Annotated in this window: 14 protein-coding genes and 2 riboswitches; of the genes, 10 read left to right on the top strand and 4 right to left on the bottom strand. The window is 69.9% G+C overall.

Translation table 11 applies throughout. The features are described 5' to 3' along the window. Nucleotides 1–14: 14 nt before the first annotated feature. From ABFO07_RS10730 to bamE, 8 genes are all read left to right on the top strand, one after another. The gene (locus ABFO07_RS10730; RefSeq protein ID WP_347467151.1) at nucleotides 15–1,382 is read left to right on the top strand and encodes a lysine N(6)-hydroxylase/L-ornithine N(5)-oxygenase family protein; all 1,368 of its coding nucleotides are present in this window, start codon (nucleotides 15–17) and stop codon (nucleotides 1,380–1,382) included. 45 nt (nucleotides 1,383–1,427) lie between these two features. Continuing rightward, the gene (locus tag ABFO07_RS10725; RefSeq protein ID WP_059886225.1) at nucleotides 1,428–3,635 is read left to right on the top strand and encodes a TonB-dependent siderophore receptor; all 2,208 of its coding nucleotides are present in this window, start codon (nucleotides 1,428–1,430) and stop codon (nucleotides 3,633–3,635) included. Nucleotides 3,636–3,724: 89 nt separating this feature from the next. Beyond that, nucleotides 3,725–4,564: a formyltransferase family protein gene (locus tag ABFO07_RS10720; RefSeq protein WP_059885998.1), complete on the top strand. Its 840-nt coding sequence runs from the start codon at nucleotides 3,725–3,727 to the stop codon at nucleotides 4,562–4,564. Then, the gene (locus ABFO07_RS10715) at nucleotides 4,564–5,586 is read left to right on the top strand and encodes a GNAT family N-acetyltransferase (protein ID WP_059906285.1); all 1,023 of its coding nucleotides are present in this window, start codon (nucleotides 4,564–4,566) and stop codon (nucleotides 5,584–5,586) included. The genes ABFO07_RS10720 and ABFO07_RS10715 overlap by 1 nt, the downstream gene beginning before the upstream one ends. A gap of 204 nt (nucleotides 5,587–5,790) precedes the next feature. Continuing rightward, the gene (vapB, locus tag ABFO07_RS10710; protein WP_059560630.1) at nucleotides 5,791–6,054 is read left to right on the top strand and encodes a type II toxin-antitoxin system VapB family antitoxin; all 264 of its coding nucleotides are present in this window, start codon (nucleotides 5,791–5,793) and stop codon (nucleotides 6,052–6,054) included. Next, nucleotides 6,051–6,467 (top strand): PIN domain-containing protein, encoded by a 417-nt coding sequence (locus ABFO07_RS10705; RefSeq protein ID WP_081063319.1) that lies wholly within the window; start codon nucleotides 6,051–6,053, stop codon nucleotides 6,465–6,467. The genes vapB and ABFO07_RS10705 overlap by 4 nt, the downstream gene beginning before the upstream one ends. Nucleotides 6,468–6,612: 145 nt before the next feature. Further along, a complete protein-coding gene (locus tag ABFO07_RS10700) occupies nucleotides 6,613–7,776 on the top strand; it encodes a M20 aminoacylase family protein (RefSeq protein WP_059885994.1) in 1,164 nt (387 codons plus the stop codon). 409 nt (nucleotides 7,777–8,185) lie between these two features. After that, nucleotides 8,186–8,725, top strand: coding sequence for an outer membrane protein assembly factor BamE domain-containing protein (gene bamE / locus ABFO07_RS10695; protein ID WP_059560639.1), 540 nt, complete (start codon nucleotides 8,186–8,188; stop codon nucleotides 8,723–8,725). A 124-nt stretch (nucleotides 8,726–8,849) separates the two neighbouring features. Here the strand turns inward: bamE and ABFO07_RS10690 are convergent, their stop codons facing one another. The 4 genes from ABFO07_RS10690 to cobA are packed head-to-tail and all read right to left on the bottom strand — an operon-like array spanning nucleotide 8,850 to nucleotide 11,930. Next, on the bottom strand, nucleotides 8,850–10,154 hold the full coding sequence (locus tag ABFO07_RS10690; RefSeq protein ID WP_347467145.1) for a cobyrinate a,c-diamide synthase: 1,305 nt from the start codon (nucleotides 10,152–10,154) through the stop codon (nucleotides 8,850–8,852). A gap of 3 nt (nucleotides 10,155–10,157) precedes the next feature. Beyond that, complete coding sequence (gene cobO, locus ABFO07_RS10685; RefSeq protein WP_124489958.1) at nucleotides 10,158–10,760, bottom strand: cob(I)yrinic acid a,c-diamide adenosyltransferase; 603 nt, start codon at nucleotides 10,758–10,760, stop codon at nucleotides 10,158–10,160. Between the two features lie 28 nt (nucleotides 10,761–10,788). Further along, a complete protein-coding gene (locus ABFO07_RS10680; RefSeq protein WP_059906288.1) occupies nucleotides 10,789–11,163 on the bottom strand; it encodes a cobalamin biosynthesis protein in 375 nt (124 codons plus the stop codon). Beyond that, nucleotides 11,163–11,930: a uroporphyrinogen-III C-methyltransferase gene (gene cobA / locus ABFO07_RS10675; protein ID WP_059988421.1), complete on the bottom strand. Its 768-nt coding sequence runs from the start codon at nucleotides 11,928–11,930 to the stop codon at nucleotides 11,163–11,165. Before cobA ends, ABFO07_RS10680 begins: the two co-directional genes overlap by 1 nt. 189 nt (nucleotides 11,931–12,119) lie before the next feature. Beyond that, nucleotides 12,120–12,360: riboswitch (cobalamin riboswitch) on the bottom strand. A 295-nt stretch (nucleotides 12,361–12,655) separates the two neighbouring features. Continuing rightward, nucleotides 12,656–12,922: riboswitch (cobalamin riboswitch) on the top strand. A gap of 184 nt (nucleotides 12,923–13,106) precedes the next feature. On the opposite strand from cobA, the gene ABFO07_RS10670 reads away from it, so the two are divergent. Together ABFO07_RS10670 and cobW are read left to right on the top strand one after the other, a co-directional pair. Continuing rightward, complete coding sequence (locus ABFO07_RS10670; protein WP_059885990.1) at nucleotides 13,107–14,165, top strand: HoxN/HupN/NixA family nickel/cobalt transporter; 1,059 nt, start codon at nucleotides 13,107–13,109, stop codon at nucleotides 14,163–14,165. A gap of 26 nt (nucleotides 14,166–14,191) precedes the next feature. Further along, nucleotides 14,192–15,271: a cobalamin biosynthesis protein CobW gene (cobW, locus tag ABFO07_RS10665; RefSeq protein ID WP_059885988.1), complete on the top strand. Its 1,080-nt coding sequence runs from the start codon at nucleotides 14,192–14,194 to the stop codon at nucleotides 15,269–15,271. The last annotated feature ends 4 nt before the right edge of the window (nucleotides 15,272–15,275 follow it).

The following is a 15,275-nucleotide window of genomic DNA, read 5'->3' as shown; positions in this document are numbered from 1 at the left end:
GGGAGCTGAGAGACATGCAGAGAGAAAACGTATTCGACCTGATCGGCGTCGGCTTCGGGCCGTCGAACCTGGCGCTCGCCGTGCGGCTCGCCGAGCGCAGCGGCACGCGCGGGCTCGCGCAGTGCTTCATCGAGCGGCAGCCGGCGTTCGGCTGGCATCGCGGGATGCTGCTCGACGACTGCCGGATGCAGATTTCGTTTCTGAAGGACCTGGTCACGATGCGCGACCCGACCAGCCGCTACACGTTCATCAACTATCTGTTCCAGCGCGGCCGGCTGAACGAGTTCATCAACCTGAAGAACTTCTATCCGACCCGCGTCGAGTTCCACGACTACCTGAGCTGGGTCGCGGACGCGTTCGACGAGGACGTGCACTACGGCGAAACCGTCACCGGCATCGAGCCGGTGCGCGGCAGCGGCGAGCAGATCGACGCGCTGCGCGTGCTGTCGCGCGACGCGGCCGGCCATGAGCGCCAGCGCGTCACGCGCGCGCTGTCGGTGGGCGTGGGCGGCACGCCGGCGATTCCCGACGCGTTCGCCGCGCTCGGCCGGGACCGCGTGATCCATTCGTCGACGTATCTCGCGGACGTCGGCCGGCTGGCCGGCGACACAGGCGGCGAGCGCCGCCGCATCGCGGTGATCGGCGCGGGGCAGAGCGCCGCCGAGGTGTTCATCGATCTCGCGCGGCGCTTTCCGCACGTCGACGCGAGCCTCGTGATGCGCGCGGGCGCGCTGAAGCCCGCCGACGACAGCCCGTTCGTCAACGAGATCTTCAGCCCGGCGTTCACCGACGTCGTCTACGCGCAGCCGCAGGACGCGCGCCGCGCGCTGCTCGAACGCTATCGCGACACCAACTACGCGGTGGTCGACCGGCCGCTGATCGAGCAGATCTACGAAATGCTGTACCTGCAGCGCATCGACGGCGCGCCGCGTCACGCGCTGCTCGCGAACCGCGCGATCGAGGCCGCCGTGCGCACCGCGACCGGCCAGATCGAGCTGACGCTGCGCGACCGGATGAGCGGCGCCACGCACACCGAGCGCTTCGACGGCCTCGTGCTCGCGACCGGCTACCGGCGCGACACCCATTCGGCGCTGCTCGAAGGGCTCGCGCCGCATCTCGGCGACGCGCTCGCGCGCGGCGACGTGACGCGCGACTACCAGCTCGCGACGCCCGCGCACTTCGCGCCGCGCATCTACCTGCAGGGCGCGTGCGAAGACAGCCACGGCCTGTCCGACACGCTGCTGTCGGTGCTCGCGCGCCGGGCGGACGAAATCTGCGCGTCGCTCGAAAGCGCACTCGCGCAGCCGGGCGGCGACGCCCGCACACAACAGACCAGACATGACATCGGGGTGAGCGCCGGCCGGCTGGCCGTCGCTCTTTGACAAAGGGGCGGCCGGGAGGCCGCCAAACAAGTGGAGCAACAGAAGATGGAGTGGGCAACAGGCACGCGTCGGCGTGCGATCGCAGCCGCGGCAAGCGTGGCGTTCTACGTGGCGGCGGGCCAGGCCATGGCCCAGGCGGCGCCCGGCGCGACGGCCAAGGCGGACGCCGCGGCGGCGGGTAGCGCGCCGTCCGGCACGCTGCCGGCGATCAGCGTCAACGCGGCGTCGGAAGGAGACGGCACGGTCGGGCTGGTCGCGCGGCGCAGCACGACCGGCACGAAAACGGACACCCCGATCAACGAGATTCCGCAGACGATCAACGTCGTCACCGCGCAGCAGATCGAAATGACGGGCGCGACCGACGTGAACCAGGCACTGCGCTACATCCCGGGCTTCTCGTCGTACGGCTCGGACAACCGCTCCGACTGGTACGCGGCGCTGCGCGGCTTCACGCCGACCGCGTACGTGAACGGGCTGCAGGTGCCGAACACGATCAACCTCGCGAGCTGGCGCGTCGATCCATACATGATCGACAGCATCACCGTGCTGCGCGGGCCGACGTCGGTGCTGTACGGCGCGGGCGACCCCGGCGCGATCGTCGACGTGCAGACCAAGCTCGCGAACGGCGAGCGCGTGCGCGAGGCGGGCGTCGAGCTCGGCAACTACGCGCGCAAGCAGTTCATGATCGACGTCGGCGACAAGCTCGACGCGGACGGCAAGTATGCGTACCGCTTCGTCGGCGTCGCGCGCGACGGCAACGCGGTGACGGGCCCGAACAACGACCAGCGCGTCGCGCTCGCGCCGTCGTTCCGCTGGCGGCCGAACGCGGACACGTCGCTCACCGTGGCGGCCACCTACCTGCAGGACTGGGGCGACATCTCGTCGAACTTCCTGCCCGCGAGCGGCACGGTGCTGCCGAACCCGAACGGCCAGCTCGATCGTGACGTGTATTCGGGCGACCCGAACTTCAACCACTACCGCAAGAAGCAGTGGTCGCTCGGCTACCAGTTCGAGCACAACCTGAACTCGATGTGGACGTTCCGCCAGAACGTGCGCTACATGCGCCTGTCGCTGGACAACGGCTCGGTGTGGGGCGCGGGCTTCGTCGACGGCAGCACGACCGACATCTCGCGCTGGGCCGGGCTGTTCCAGATGAACTACAGCCGCTTCGACATCGACAACAACGTGCAGGCGCGCTTCGGCACGGGCCCGCTCGAGCACACGCTGCTGCTCGGCTTCCAGTACAACCGGCAGACCTCGACCGACAGCGAATGGATCGCGGCGGCGCCGACGCTGAACATCTACAACCCGGTCTACACGCCCGTGACGAGCGCGGTGTTCGCGGATCCGAGCGCGACGGGGCGCACCGACACGTATACGACGATGAACACGTTCGGCGTCTACGCGCAGGACCAGATCCGCTGGAACCGCTGGACGCTGACGCTCGGCGGCCGCGAGGACTGGGTGAACATGCGCCAGGACGACCGCGCGGGCGGCACGCAGTCGAAGGCGGACGTCACCGCGTTCACCGGGCGCGTGGGCCTCACGTATCAGGGCGACTACGGGCTGTCGCCGTACGTCAGCTACGCGACGTCGTTCAATCCGCTGATCGGCGTGAAGATGTTCGGTGGCGGGCTGCCGCTGCCGACGCGCGGCAAGCAGGTCGAACTGGGCCTGCGCTGGCAGCCGCCCGGCAAGAACCTGATGCTGAACGCGGCGATCTACCAGATCAACCAGACCAACGTGCTCACGCCGACGCCGACCAGCCTCGATCCGCAGAACACGACGTCGGTGCAGACGGGCGAGGTGCGCTCGCGCGGCATCGAGCTGAGCGCGACCGGCAAGGTGACGCCGAATCTGTCGATCATCGCGTCGTACGTCTATCAGGACGTGAAGAACGTGAAGGCGAACGACGCGTCGCTGGACAAGTGGCCGGTCGACATCCCGCGGCCGCGCCAGATGGCGTCGCTGTGGGCCGACTGGACGTGGCACACGGGGCCGCTCGCGGGCTTCGGCCTCGGCGGCGGCGTGCGCTACCAGAGCGCGTCGGCCGGCGCGCAGGACAACTCGCTGTCGGTGGCGAGCTACACGCTCTACGACGCGGCGATTCACTACGACACGCGCAACTGGCGCTTCGCGGTGAACGCGACGAACCTGTTCAACCGCCACTACATCAGCGGTTGCCAGTCGTCGTCGGTCTGCCTGTTCGGCAACGAACGCACCGTGGTCGCCACCGCGAAATACAACTGGTGACGCCGCGCGCCGCGGCGTGCGCGTGCCGGCCTTCGCGGGCCGGTGCGCGCGGGCCGCGGCGGCGCCGTCCTTTTCCTCATCACGATCCCATGCCGAAGAAAAATCTCGTCTACATCCTGTCGCTGCGCAACGGCGCGGCCGATCGCGCCGGGCAGCCGGTTGCGTACAAGGGCGGCACGCGCTACATGAAGGCGCCGCTCGAATTCCTCGTCGAGCGGCTCAACCACTCGGCGCTCGGCGAGCGCTACACGCTCGCGGGCGTGATCTTCGACGACGACGACGGCTCGCCCGCCGACCGCGCGAAGGTGGCCGACTACGGCTTCGCGCGCACGCCGGGCCGGCCGTGGCTGCTGCCGGAAGGCCTGACGGTCGACGGGCGGCCGGTCGACGAGCTGTTCTGCGCGATTCCGTCGACGTACCGCCGGCTGCCGCGCGACGCGCGCGAGCGCGCGGCGGGCAAGCAGGCATTCGAGCGCCGGCTGCTCGAACGGCTGCTCGAGCTGAACGCCGACGTGGTCGTGCTCGACGGGCTGCTCGTGATCCTCGACGAACTGGTGCGGCCCGGCGCGCGCTTTCACCGGCGCATCGCGAACATCCACCCGGGCATCACCGCGGACGATTCGCCGTTCCAGCGGCGCGGCGCGTACGCGACGCTCGATGCGCTGCACGGCGGGCGCGGCGAGCGGGTCGACTGGGCGAGCGGCGCGACGTCGGCGATCGAGCCGGTGACGATGACGGGCGCGTCGTTCCACTACGTCGACAACGGCATCGATTCCGGCGAGGTGATCTGCGACGTGCTCGACACGCCGATCGCACCGGACGACACGATTCTCGAGCTGCGCTGGAACAACTTCGAGCGCAGCCTGTTTCCGGCGCTCGAGCGGGGGCTTGAAATCCTCGCGGATCGCCATGACGCGGGAGCGCTGTGATGAACGACACGCTGACGAACCTCGCCGATCCGGCGCAGGCGGCCGAGGACGCGGCCGCGGTGGCGATCGATTTTGCCGGCGCGGCGCCTGCCGGCACGGCGCATGACGTCGATCGCGTGCTCGACGCGTGGCGGCCCGACGATCCGCCGGCCGCGCTGCTCGCCGAATTCGTCGCGCTGTTCAACACCGAGACGCGGCGCGCGCACGCGACGCTCGCGGTGCCGCTGGCGGGCACCGACGCGGCGGCCGTCGCGGCCTATGTCGGGCGCGCGGTGCGCGAAGGCGTGATCGACGACGCGCGGCCCGTGGACGGCCGGCTGCACCTGCGCGTGTCGCGCGCGACGTTCTGGCAGCATCCGCAGCCGTGGCTGAAGGCGCCGGGCTCGGGCGGCATGCCGCTGCGCTATGCGGTCACCAACGAGCGCCGCCATCCGGTGCGCCCGCCGAGCGTGCCCGGCGAGGTGTACGTCCGCTACATGCCGCAGGTCGGCATGACGTTCAGCCTGCGCACGGTCGACGTCGACGCGCATGCCGAGCTGTTCAGCGGCTGGATGAACCTCGACCGCGTCGCGCACTTCTGGGACCAGCGTGGCACGCTAGACGAGCATGCGGCATATCTGGCCGAGCGGCTCGCCGATCCGCACATGCACCCGATGATCGGCTATTTCGACGATACGCCGTTCGGCTATTTCGAGTTCTACTGGGCGAAGGAGGACCGCCTCGCGCCGTTCTACGACGCGCACGACTACGACCGCGGCCTGCACCTGCTGATCGGCGATTCGCGCTTCCAGAGCGCGGGCAAGCTGCATGCGTGGTGGAGCGGGGTGCTGCATTACATGTTCGTCGACGAGCCGCGCACGCAGCGGCTGGTGGGCGAGCCGCGCGTCGATCACGTGCGGCACATCGCGTACATGCACCGGCTCGGGTTCCATACGGTGAAGGAGTTCGATTTCCCGCACAAGCGCGCGGCGCTGACGATGATCGACCGGGAGACCTTCTTCGAGACGTTCAGGCTGCCGTGAACGGCGGCGGCCCGGAAGCCGGACGTTGGCCGTCCGGCTGATCGACACGCGGCGGGCAGGCGTGAAGAATGCGAGGCATGAGCAAGCAACGATGACAGGCATCGCATGGAACAGGCACGACTCGCGGCGACACCCCGGATGAACACATTGACATATGCCGGCATATGCCTAGAATGGGTGCATCGTTTATCTCCGGGGTGGATCATGCGCACCGTTTCCATTTTCAAGAACGCCCGCAACCAGGCGATCCGCATCCCCAAGGACATGGAGTTCGAAGGGGTGACCGAGCTCGAGATTCGCCGCGAGGGCGACACGCTGCTGCTGCGCCCCGTGCGGCCGTCGTGGGCGTCGTTCCTCGGCGAACCGCTCGCGGATGCCGATTTCCTCGGCGAACGCACGGACGTCGTCGAATCCGGCCGCGTCGATCTGTCCGGCCCCGACGACGTGCCGACGGAGTCCGGCCGGTGACGACGCTCTACATGCTCGATACGAACATCTGTTCGTTCATCATGCGGGAGCGGCCGCCGGCCGTCCTGTCGCGGCTGCAGTCATGCGTCGACGCGCAGCACCGGATCGTCGTGTCGGCCGTCACGTATGCGGAAATGCGTTTCGGCTCGATCGGCAGGAAGGCATCGCCGAAGCACGCCGATCTCGTCTCGGCGTTCGTCGCGCGGCTCGACGGGGTGCTGCCGTGGGATACGGCGGCGATCGACGCGGCAAGCGCCGTGCGTGCCGATCTCGCGGCGCGCGGCACGCCGATCGGCGCCAACGATTCGTCGATCGCGGGCCATGCGATCGCCGCCGGCGCCGTGCTGGTGACGAACAATACGCGCGAGTTCGGCCGGGTCGCCGGGTTGGCGCTGGAAGACTGGGCGATCTGAACGGTGTGGGCGTGCGGCCCGGCTGTCGTCGTCCGTCGGAACCGGACGTCCAGCAACCATCGGTTGCCGCCGTGACGATTCTCGACTATCCGGTTGTCGTTCGAGCGACTATCCTTGGCCGCACATTCCCAATGGAGACGACACCGTGACCCACAGCGTGATCCCCGCAGGCCTCGCCGACGAAATGATCGAGATCCGGCACCGCATCCACGCCCATCCCGAACTGGGCTTCGAGGAATTCGCGACGAGCGGCCTCGTCGCCGAACTGCTGCAGGCGTGGGGCTACACGGTGCATCGCGGGCTCGGCGGCACGGGCGTCGTCGCGCAGCTGAAGGCGGGCGACGGCGCGAAGCGCCTGGGCCTGCGCGCCGACATGGATGCGCTGCCGATCCACGAGAGCACCGGCCTGCCGTACCAGAGCACGATTCCCGGCAAGATGCACGCGTGCGGCCACGACGGCCACACCGCGATGCTGCTCGCGGCCGCGAAGCACCTCGCGCGCGAACGGCGCTTCTCGGGCACGCTGAACCTGATTTTCCAGCCGGCCGAGGAAGGGCTCGGCGGCGCGAAGAAGATGCTCGACGACGGCCTGTTCGAGCAGTTCCCGTGCGACGCGATCTTCGCGATGCACAACATGCCGGGCTTTCCGACCGGCCGCTTCGGCTTCCTGCCGGGGCCGTTCATGGCGTCGTCCGATACGGTGAACGTCGACGTGCAGGGGCACGGCGGCCACGGCGCGATGCCGCACAAGGCGGTCGACCCGGTCGTCGTGTGCGCGCAGATCGTCATCGCGCTGCAAACCATCGTGTCGCGCAACGTGCCGCCGCTCGAGATGGCGATCGTCACGGTCGGCGCGATCCATGCGGGCGACGCGCCGAACGTGATTCCCGACCGCGCGCAGATGCGCCTGTCGGTGCGCGCGCTCACGCCGGCGGTGCGCGACCTGCTGCAAACGCGCATCACCGAAGTCATCCACGCGCAGGCGGCCGTGTTCGGCGCGACCGCGACGGTCGACTACGTGCGCCGCTACCCGGTGCTCGTCAACGACGCGCAGATGACCGCGTTCGCGCGGGACGTCGCGCGCGAATGGGTCGGGGAAGCGAACCTGATCGACGGGATGGTGCCGCTCACCGGCAGCGAGGATTTCGCGTTCCTGCTCGAGCAGCGCCCCGGCTGCTACCTGATCATCGGCAACGGCGACGGGGAGGGCGGCTGCATGGTGCACAACCCCGGCTACGACTTCAACGATGCGGCGCTGCCGACGGGGGCGTCGTACTGGGTCAGGCTGGCGGAGGCGTTTCTGGTCTGAAGGGGGCTTGATGCGGGGCGGCCGGCTGCTGCGGGTCGATGATGAAACGGTCGAGTACCGAACTTTGGTATTTGATCGACGCGTTGAACCGGAGGCTGCCTATGTCACGCAACACCGCCGTTTCGCTCGGCGATCACGCGGTCTGTCCTTGAATGTGTCGCTCGACAGTGTGTGTGCGGCGTCACCATCGCTCGATCAAGGTCCGGATGCCGTGCGCATTCTCGGGTCATCGGCGGTACGCCCGCCGTATCGCGCTCAAGCAGGATTTGACGCTCCTTGACATCCCGGCGGCAGCTCGCATGCTACGCTGCGCCGCGTCACCGGTTCCTTCCGAGGCCCGCATGGCCGCCTCGCTTGACGAGGCCCGCGCGCGGCATCGAATCGGCTCAATCGATACGGCACAGACGAAATGCGAAAACTTCTCCTGACCGCGCTGACCGCGTGCGCGGCCGGTTTCCTCGTGGCGGGGTGCGACGACCAGAAGGTCGCCGACGCGGTCAATGCAATCAAACCGGACAACCTGGCATTCGGCAAACTGCAGCCGGGCGTGTCGACGGTCGAGGACGTGCTTCGCGACGCGGGCAAGCCGGAGATGGTCAGGCAGAACGAAGACGGCTCGCAGCGCTTCGAGTACCCGCGCGGCCCGTTCGGCACGAGCACCTACATGCTCGATTTCGGGCCCGACGGCAGGCTCGTTTCGATCACGCAGGCATTGACCGCGGACAACATCGCGAAGGTCGTGCCCGGCATGTCGAAGGACGATGTGCGGCAACTGCTCGGCAAGCCGACGTCGGTCGCGCAATACGCGTTGAGCCACGAAGAGGTATGGAGCTGGCACTGGGCCGAGGGCGGCGTATCGGGCGATGCGATGTTCAATGCGCATTTCTCGCCCGGCGGGATCGTCATCAGGACGTCGCGATCGGAGGCGCCCGGACGGGAAAGGCCGTGATGGCGTCGTGATGCGGCTTGCCGGGCGACGTTGCTCGAAGCGGGCCGCGCGACCCGGCGCAACGCCTGCGCGGGCCTGCCTCGCATGCCGTCCGCTCGATGGCGGACGCGTCCTTCCTTCAAATTCAAGGCACCGCGCCTGCGAACAGCGCCGCCGCCGCCAACGGATTCGACGGCCAGTACATGTGCATGTACGTCGCGACGATCGCCCCCGTGCGGTACACGGCCTCGCCGCTGCCTGCGCCGCCGTCCGGGCGCACGGCGGCCGCCACCGGCGCAAGCGGCGTATCGAGCCGCGAATAATGGAACGTATGGCCGCGCATCGGCCCCGCGTGCGTGTCGAGCTGCTGCATGCCCAGCGCGGCGAAGCGGCGCTGCATCGTCGCGACGCCCGGCAGCAGGCCGAGCATCGGCGTGGTCGCGCCGTCGACGTCCGTCAGCGCATCGCACAGATACACCATCCCCCCGCATTCCGCGACGATCGGCCTGCCGGCCGCCGCATGCGCGCGGATCGTCCGCGCGGTGGTCGTGCTCGCCGCGAGCGTCGACGCGTGCAGCTCCGGATAACCGCCCGGCAGGAACAGCGCGTCGCACCCGTCGGGCACCGGTTCGTCGGCGAGCGGCGAAAAGAACCGCAACTGCGCGCCGAGCGCGTCGAGCAGCGCGAGATTGGCCGGATAGATGAACGAGAACGCGGCGTCGCGCGCGATTGCGATGCGCTTGCCGGCCAGCGCGCGGGGGGGCGGCGCGGCGGGCTCCGGTTCCGCGAACGCGACCGCAGGCGGCAATTCCGCGAGCGCCGTATTCGCCAGCGCATCGGCCGCGCGCTCGAGCCGCGCGTCGAGATCGTCGATGTCGTTCGGCTGATGCAGGCCGAGATGCCGCTCCGGCAGCGCGATGCCCGCGTCAGCCGGCACGTGGCCGAGCCAGCGCAGGTCGCCGGGCAGCGCCTGCTGCAGCAGTTGCGCGTGCCGCGCGGAGCCGACCCGGTTGGCGAGCACGCCGTGAAACGGCAGGCCGGGCCGGAACCGCGCGAGCCCGAACGCGATCGCCGCGAAGGTCTGCGCCATCGATTTCGCGGAGATCACCGCGACGACCGGCACGCCGAACGCGATGGCCAGATCGGCGCTGCTCGGCGTGCCGTCGAACAGCCCCATCACGCCTTCGATCAGGATCAGGTCGGCGTCGCGCGCCGCATCGGCGAGCAGCGCGCGGCAGCCGGCCTCACCGACCATGCCGAGATCGAGCGCATGCACGGGCGCGCCGCTCGCGCGCTCGAGCAGCATCGGATCGAGAAAATCCGGGCCGGTCTTGAACACGCGCACGCGCCGGCCGAGCCGGCGGTGCAGCCGCGCGAGGCCGGCCGTCACCGACGTCTTGCCCTGGCCGGACGCGGGCGCGCTGACGAACAGCGCCGGGCAGGCGGGCATCGTTCAGAACTCCACGCCGCGCTGCGCCTTCACGCCTTGCTCCTTGTACGGATGCTTGACGAGGCGCATCTCGGTGACCAGGTCGGCCGCCTCGATCAGCGCATCGGGCGCATGGCGGCCCGTCACCACGACGTGCAGCGACGCGGGGCGCGCGGCGAGCGTCGCGAGCACTTCGTCGAGCGGCAGGTATTCGTACTTCAGCACGGTGTTCAGCTCGTCGAGGATCACCATCTGGTAATCGCCGCTCTCGATCATCCGGCGCGCCTCGTCCCAGCCCTTGCGGGCGGTCGCGATGTCGGCGTCGCGGTTCTGCGTGTTCCACGTATAGCCGTCGCCCATCGTCACGAAATCGCAGTGCGCGACCGCGCCGAGGAAATCGCGCTCGGACGTGTGCAGCGCGCCCTTGATGAACTGCACGACGCCGAGCCGCATGCCGTGGCCGAGCACGCGCACGGCCATGCCGAACGCGGCGGTGCTCTTGCCCTTGCCGTTGCCCGTGTGGACCATCAGCAGGCCCTTCTCGTTGACGGCGGCGGCCTGCTTCTTCTCGTGGCCGGCGCGGCGCCGTTCGGTCATCCGCAGATGCGCGTCGGGATCGGTTTTCATCGGGATTCGTCCTGTCGATAAAAGGAGGTCAAAGCGGGCCGGCGAACGCGACCGTCACGCCGCCCCGTGCGAATTTCGGGCCGAGCAGCCGGCCGCGCGGCGCGGCGAGCCGCGCACAGGGCTCGGCGACACCGGCCACGCCGAAGCGGGCGAGGGCGGCGGCCGACGGTGCGCTGGCGGCCAGTTCGGGATGCGCGGCGAGCTGTGCGGCGTCGAACGCGACGAGCGGCCAGCCGCGCCGCGCGCACAGCGTGCGCAGCGCGCGTGCGCGGGATTTGTCGACGAGCGTCGCGACGACGGCCGGCCGCGCGTGCGGGTGATGCGCGAGCGCCGCGCGAATCGCGGCGTCGAGCTGCGCGGCGCTCACGCCCGCGCGAAAGCCGAGGCCGAGGGCGACCTGCATCACGTGCGCGCCGGCGGCGGAGCGGCGCCGGCCAGCGCGGCCTGCACCGCGGGATCGGCGGCCAGCGCGGCGACGCGGCCGATCACGACGATCGCCGGCGAGCCGATGCCGGCCGCGCCGACGGTGTCGACCAGCGTCGCGAGCGTCGCCAGCGCGTGACGCTGCCCGGGCCGCGTCGCCGATTCGATCGCCGCGCACGGCGTGTCGTCCGGCAGGCCGCCCGCGCGCAGCGCGGCGGCGATCGCGCCGAGCCGGCGGATGCCCATGTAGATCACGAGTGTCATGCGGGTCGCGGCGAGCGCGTGCCAGTCCGGTTCGTCGTCGCCCGCGCCGTGGCCGGTGACGAAGATCACGCCCTGCGCATCGCCGCGATGCGTGACCGGGATGCCGAGCGCGGCCGGCGCGGCGATGCCGGCGGTGATGCCGCTCACGACCTCGACCGGAAAGCCCGCCGCGCCGAGCGCGATCAGCTCCTCGCCGCCGCGGCCGAACACGAACGGGTCGCCGCCTTTCAGGCGCGCGACGCTGCGGCCTGCGCGCAGGTGCGCGAGCATCGCGGCGATGATCGCTTCCTGCGGCGTCGACGCGTGGCCGCCGCGCTTGCCGACGTGTTCGACGATTGCGTCGGCGCGCGCATGCTGCAGCACGTCCGGGTTCACGAGATCGTCGACGAGCAACACGTCGGCCGCGCCGATCGCGCGCACCGCCTTGAGCGTCAGCAGGTCCGCGTCGCCGGGGCCGGCGCCGACCAGCCAGGCGCGGCTCATCGCGCGCGGCACGGCGCGAGCCGTGACGAAGCGGTGGCGTGCGGCGAACGGAGGGCGCGAAGCCGGCCTGCGAGGATGCGATGCATAGCGGAATGAACGGGGCCCGCTCGACGCGGGCATAAGCGCATGATAGGCGCACGGTCAGCGCACGCAGTCCGTCCCCCGCGGACCGGGCGTTCGCGAGCGTCGTGCTCGCCCCTTGCGTCGGCCGGTATCCGGGCTGGCCGCTTGCCAGGCCGCGGCCTTCCCACCCGGCGCTGGCGGGCAGTGGCATCGTGGGCGGCATGGGCGTGCGCGCTCGGGGCGCGTCACGCGGGCGGCGTACCGTTGCGGGGACAGCACAGGCCGGGCGGTCGCGCCGCCTCCTGTTTCCCGTTTAACTGCGCCCGCCGGAGGGTGGGCGCGAGCACCGAACGCGGCGCATACGATAGCACAGCGTGCCATTGGCCCGGAGGGCCGGCCGATTGAGCCCGCATTCGATCGAGATCGATCCGGCAGCCGATGCATTGCGCGGCCGCAAATTGGTTTGCGATCATCCGCCTGACGTCACGAGCAAGGCCTGGATTGCCGACTGCCGGACGCATGCGGCGGAGGGGACGCATACCAACATCGGCTTGCCCCGCACGGACGGGGCTGCGCAAGGCGATCGCGGAGGGGGCGGCGCGCGCGGCGTGAGCGTTCCGGCCGGCCCGCCGTCTCGCCTTGACGCTCCCGCCCGCGACGCCTACACTCGCACGCGTTTCGGTGCTCGCGCGCGCCTTCCCGGCGCGCGCAGTTAAACGGGAAACAGGACGCTCGGCTGCCCCGCAGCCATGCCAACCTGTGCTGCCCCCGCAACGGTAAGCGAACGCCTTGCGCCACGCGCAAGGCAGCGCCGCTTCGCCGCATGCCTGCTGCGCATGCGGACGACCGCCACTGGATGCGTCGCGCGTCCGGGAAGGCGAAGCGGCGTGTTCGTCAGCCCGGATACCGGCCGAGACGAGGGGTTCAGCGCCGCGGGGATGCGGCGCATCGTCCACGGCCGCCGCCGCAGCGCGTCCGGTATCCGAGCGTGTTCCGCATTCCGGCCCGCCGCGCGCTTCGCGCCGGCCCGGCATCCGGCAGCGCGCGCGGGCCCGAGCGTATGGCGCCGGCCGTGTTGGCATTCACCATGTCGACCGTTCGCCAGGGAGCACCATGCTCGACTCGTTCTTCCGCCTGTTCAACGACAGCCCGTCCGGCCTGCGCGGCAAAATCGTCGCGATCTATGCGCTGCTCATTGCGTTCAACGCCGGCGCGTGGATCTGGGCTTTCGTCGCGTTCCACGACCAGCCCGTGCTGCTCGGCACCGCGCTGCTCGCGTACGTGTTCGGCCTGCGCCACGCGGTCGACGCCGACCACATCGCCGCCATCGACAACGTCACCCGCAAGCTGATGCAGGAAGGCCGCAGCCCGCTCGGCGCGGGCCTGTTCTTCTCGCTCGGCCATTCGACGGTGGTGATCGTGATGTCCGTCGCGGTCGCGCTCACCGCCGCGTCGCTGTCGCGCTTCGAAAGCATGAAGGCGTGGGGCGGCGTGATCAGCACCAGCGTGTCGGCGTTCTTCCTGCTGGTGCTCGCGGCCGCGAACCTGCTGATCCTGATTTCCGTGTACCGGACGTTCCGCGCCGCGCGGCGCGGCGAAGCGATCGTCGAGGCGGACCTCGACATGCTGCTGAACCAGCGCGGCGTGCTCGCGCGGCTGTTCCGGCCGCTGTTCCGCCTCGTGTCGCGCAGCTGGCACCTGTATCCGGTCGGCTTCCTGTTCGGCTTCGGCTTCGACACCGCGACCGAGATCGCGCTGTTCGGCATCTCGGCCACGCAGGTGCAGGGCGGCCTGTCGTTCTGGTCGGTGATGGTCCTGCCCGCGCTGTTTACGGCCGGCATGACGCTCGTCGATACGACCGACGGCATCCTGATGATGGGCGCGTACCGCTGGGCGTACGTGCGGCCGATCCGCAAGATCTACTACAACATGACGATCACGTTCGTATCGGTGCTGGTCGCCGCGCTGATCGGCGGCATCGAGGTACTCGCGCTGCTCGCCGACAAGCTGTCGCTGCAGGGCCCCGTGTGGGACTTCGCCGCGATGGTCGCGTCGCACTTCGGCATGCTCGGCTACGTGGTGATCGGCCTGTTCCTCGCGTGCTGGCTCGTGTCGGCCGCGATCTACCGCATGAAGCGCTACGACGAGATCGACGTGACGATCTCCGCCTGACTCCCTTTTACGACACAGGACATTCCATGACCATGCGCAAGCTGCCCGTCACCATCGTCACGGGCTTTCTCGGCAGCGGCAAGACGACGCTGATGCGCCACATCCTGCAACACGCGCAGGGCCGCCGCATCGCGGTGATCGTCAACGAGTTCGGCGAGCTCGGCATCGACGGCGAAATCCTCAAGGGCTGCGGGATCGGCTGCGACGACGGCGAGGGCGAAGCGTCCGGCCAGCTCTACGAACTCGCGAACGGCTGCCTGTGCTGCACCGTGCAGGAGGAGTTCTACCCGGTGATGGAAGCGCTCGTCGAGCGCCGCGCCGACATCGACCACGTGCTGATCGAGACGTCCGGCCTCGCGCTGCCGAAGCCGCTCGTGCAGGCGTTCAACTGGCCGACGATCCGCAACAGCTTCACGGTCGATGCGGTCGTGACCGTCGTCGACGGGCCGGCCACCGCGAGCGGGCAGTTCGCCGAGAACCCGCAGGCGGTCGACGCGCAGCGCCGCGCCGACCCGAACCTCGACCACGAATCGCCGCTGCACGAGCTGTTCGCCGACCAGCTGTCGTCCGCCGATCTCGTGATCGTCAACAAGGCCGACCTCGTCGACGCTGCGCAGCTCGCGCAGGTCGAGGCGGCGATCCGCGAGGAGATCCCGCCGCAGGTGAAGATCGTGCGCGCCGAGCGCGGCGAGCTCGATCTCGCGATGCTGCTCGGGCTCGAATCGGCGTCCGAGGAAACCATCCACCTGCGCCACGACCACCACGGCTCGGCCGACGACGAGGATCACGACCACCATCACGACGATTTCGATTCGGTGGTCGTCAGCGGCGACGCGGGTTCGCGGGATGCGACGATCGCCGCGCTCAAGCGCGTCGTCGAAACCCACACGATCTATCGCGCGAAGGGCTTCGCCGCGCTGCCGGACGCGCCGATGCGGCTCGTGATCCAGGGCGTCGGCCGCCGTTTCGACAGCTACTTCGACCGCCGCTGGCAGGACGGCGAAGCGCGCGCGAGCCGCTTCGTGCTGATCGGCGAGGATCTCGACGCGGCCGAGCTGCAGCGCGCGTTCGATGCGGCGCTCGCGGCCGAGCTGCAACAGGCGTAACCCG

Origin of the sequence: Burkholderia stagnalis (assembly GCF_039848545.1) — a bacterium.
GTDB lineage: Bacteria > Pseudomonadota > Gammaproteobacteria > Burkholderiales > Burkholderiaceae > Burkholderia > Burkholderia stagnalis.
Note: the sequence above shows the minus strand (reverse complement) of the source record. Positions and strands in the feature narration are given on the sequence as shown.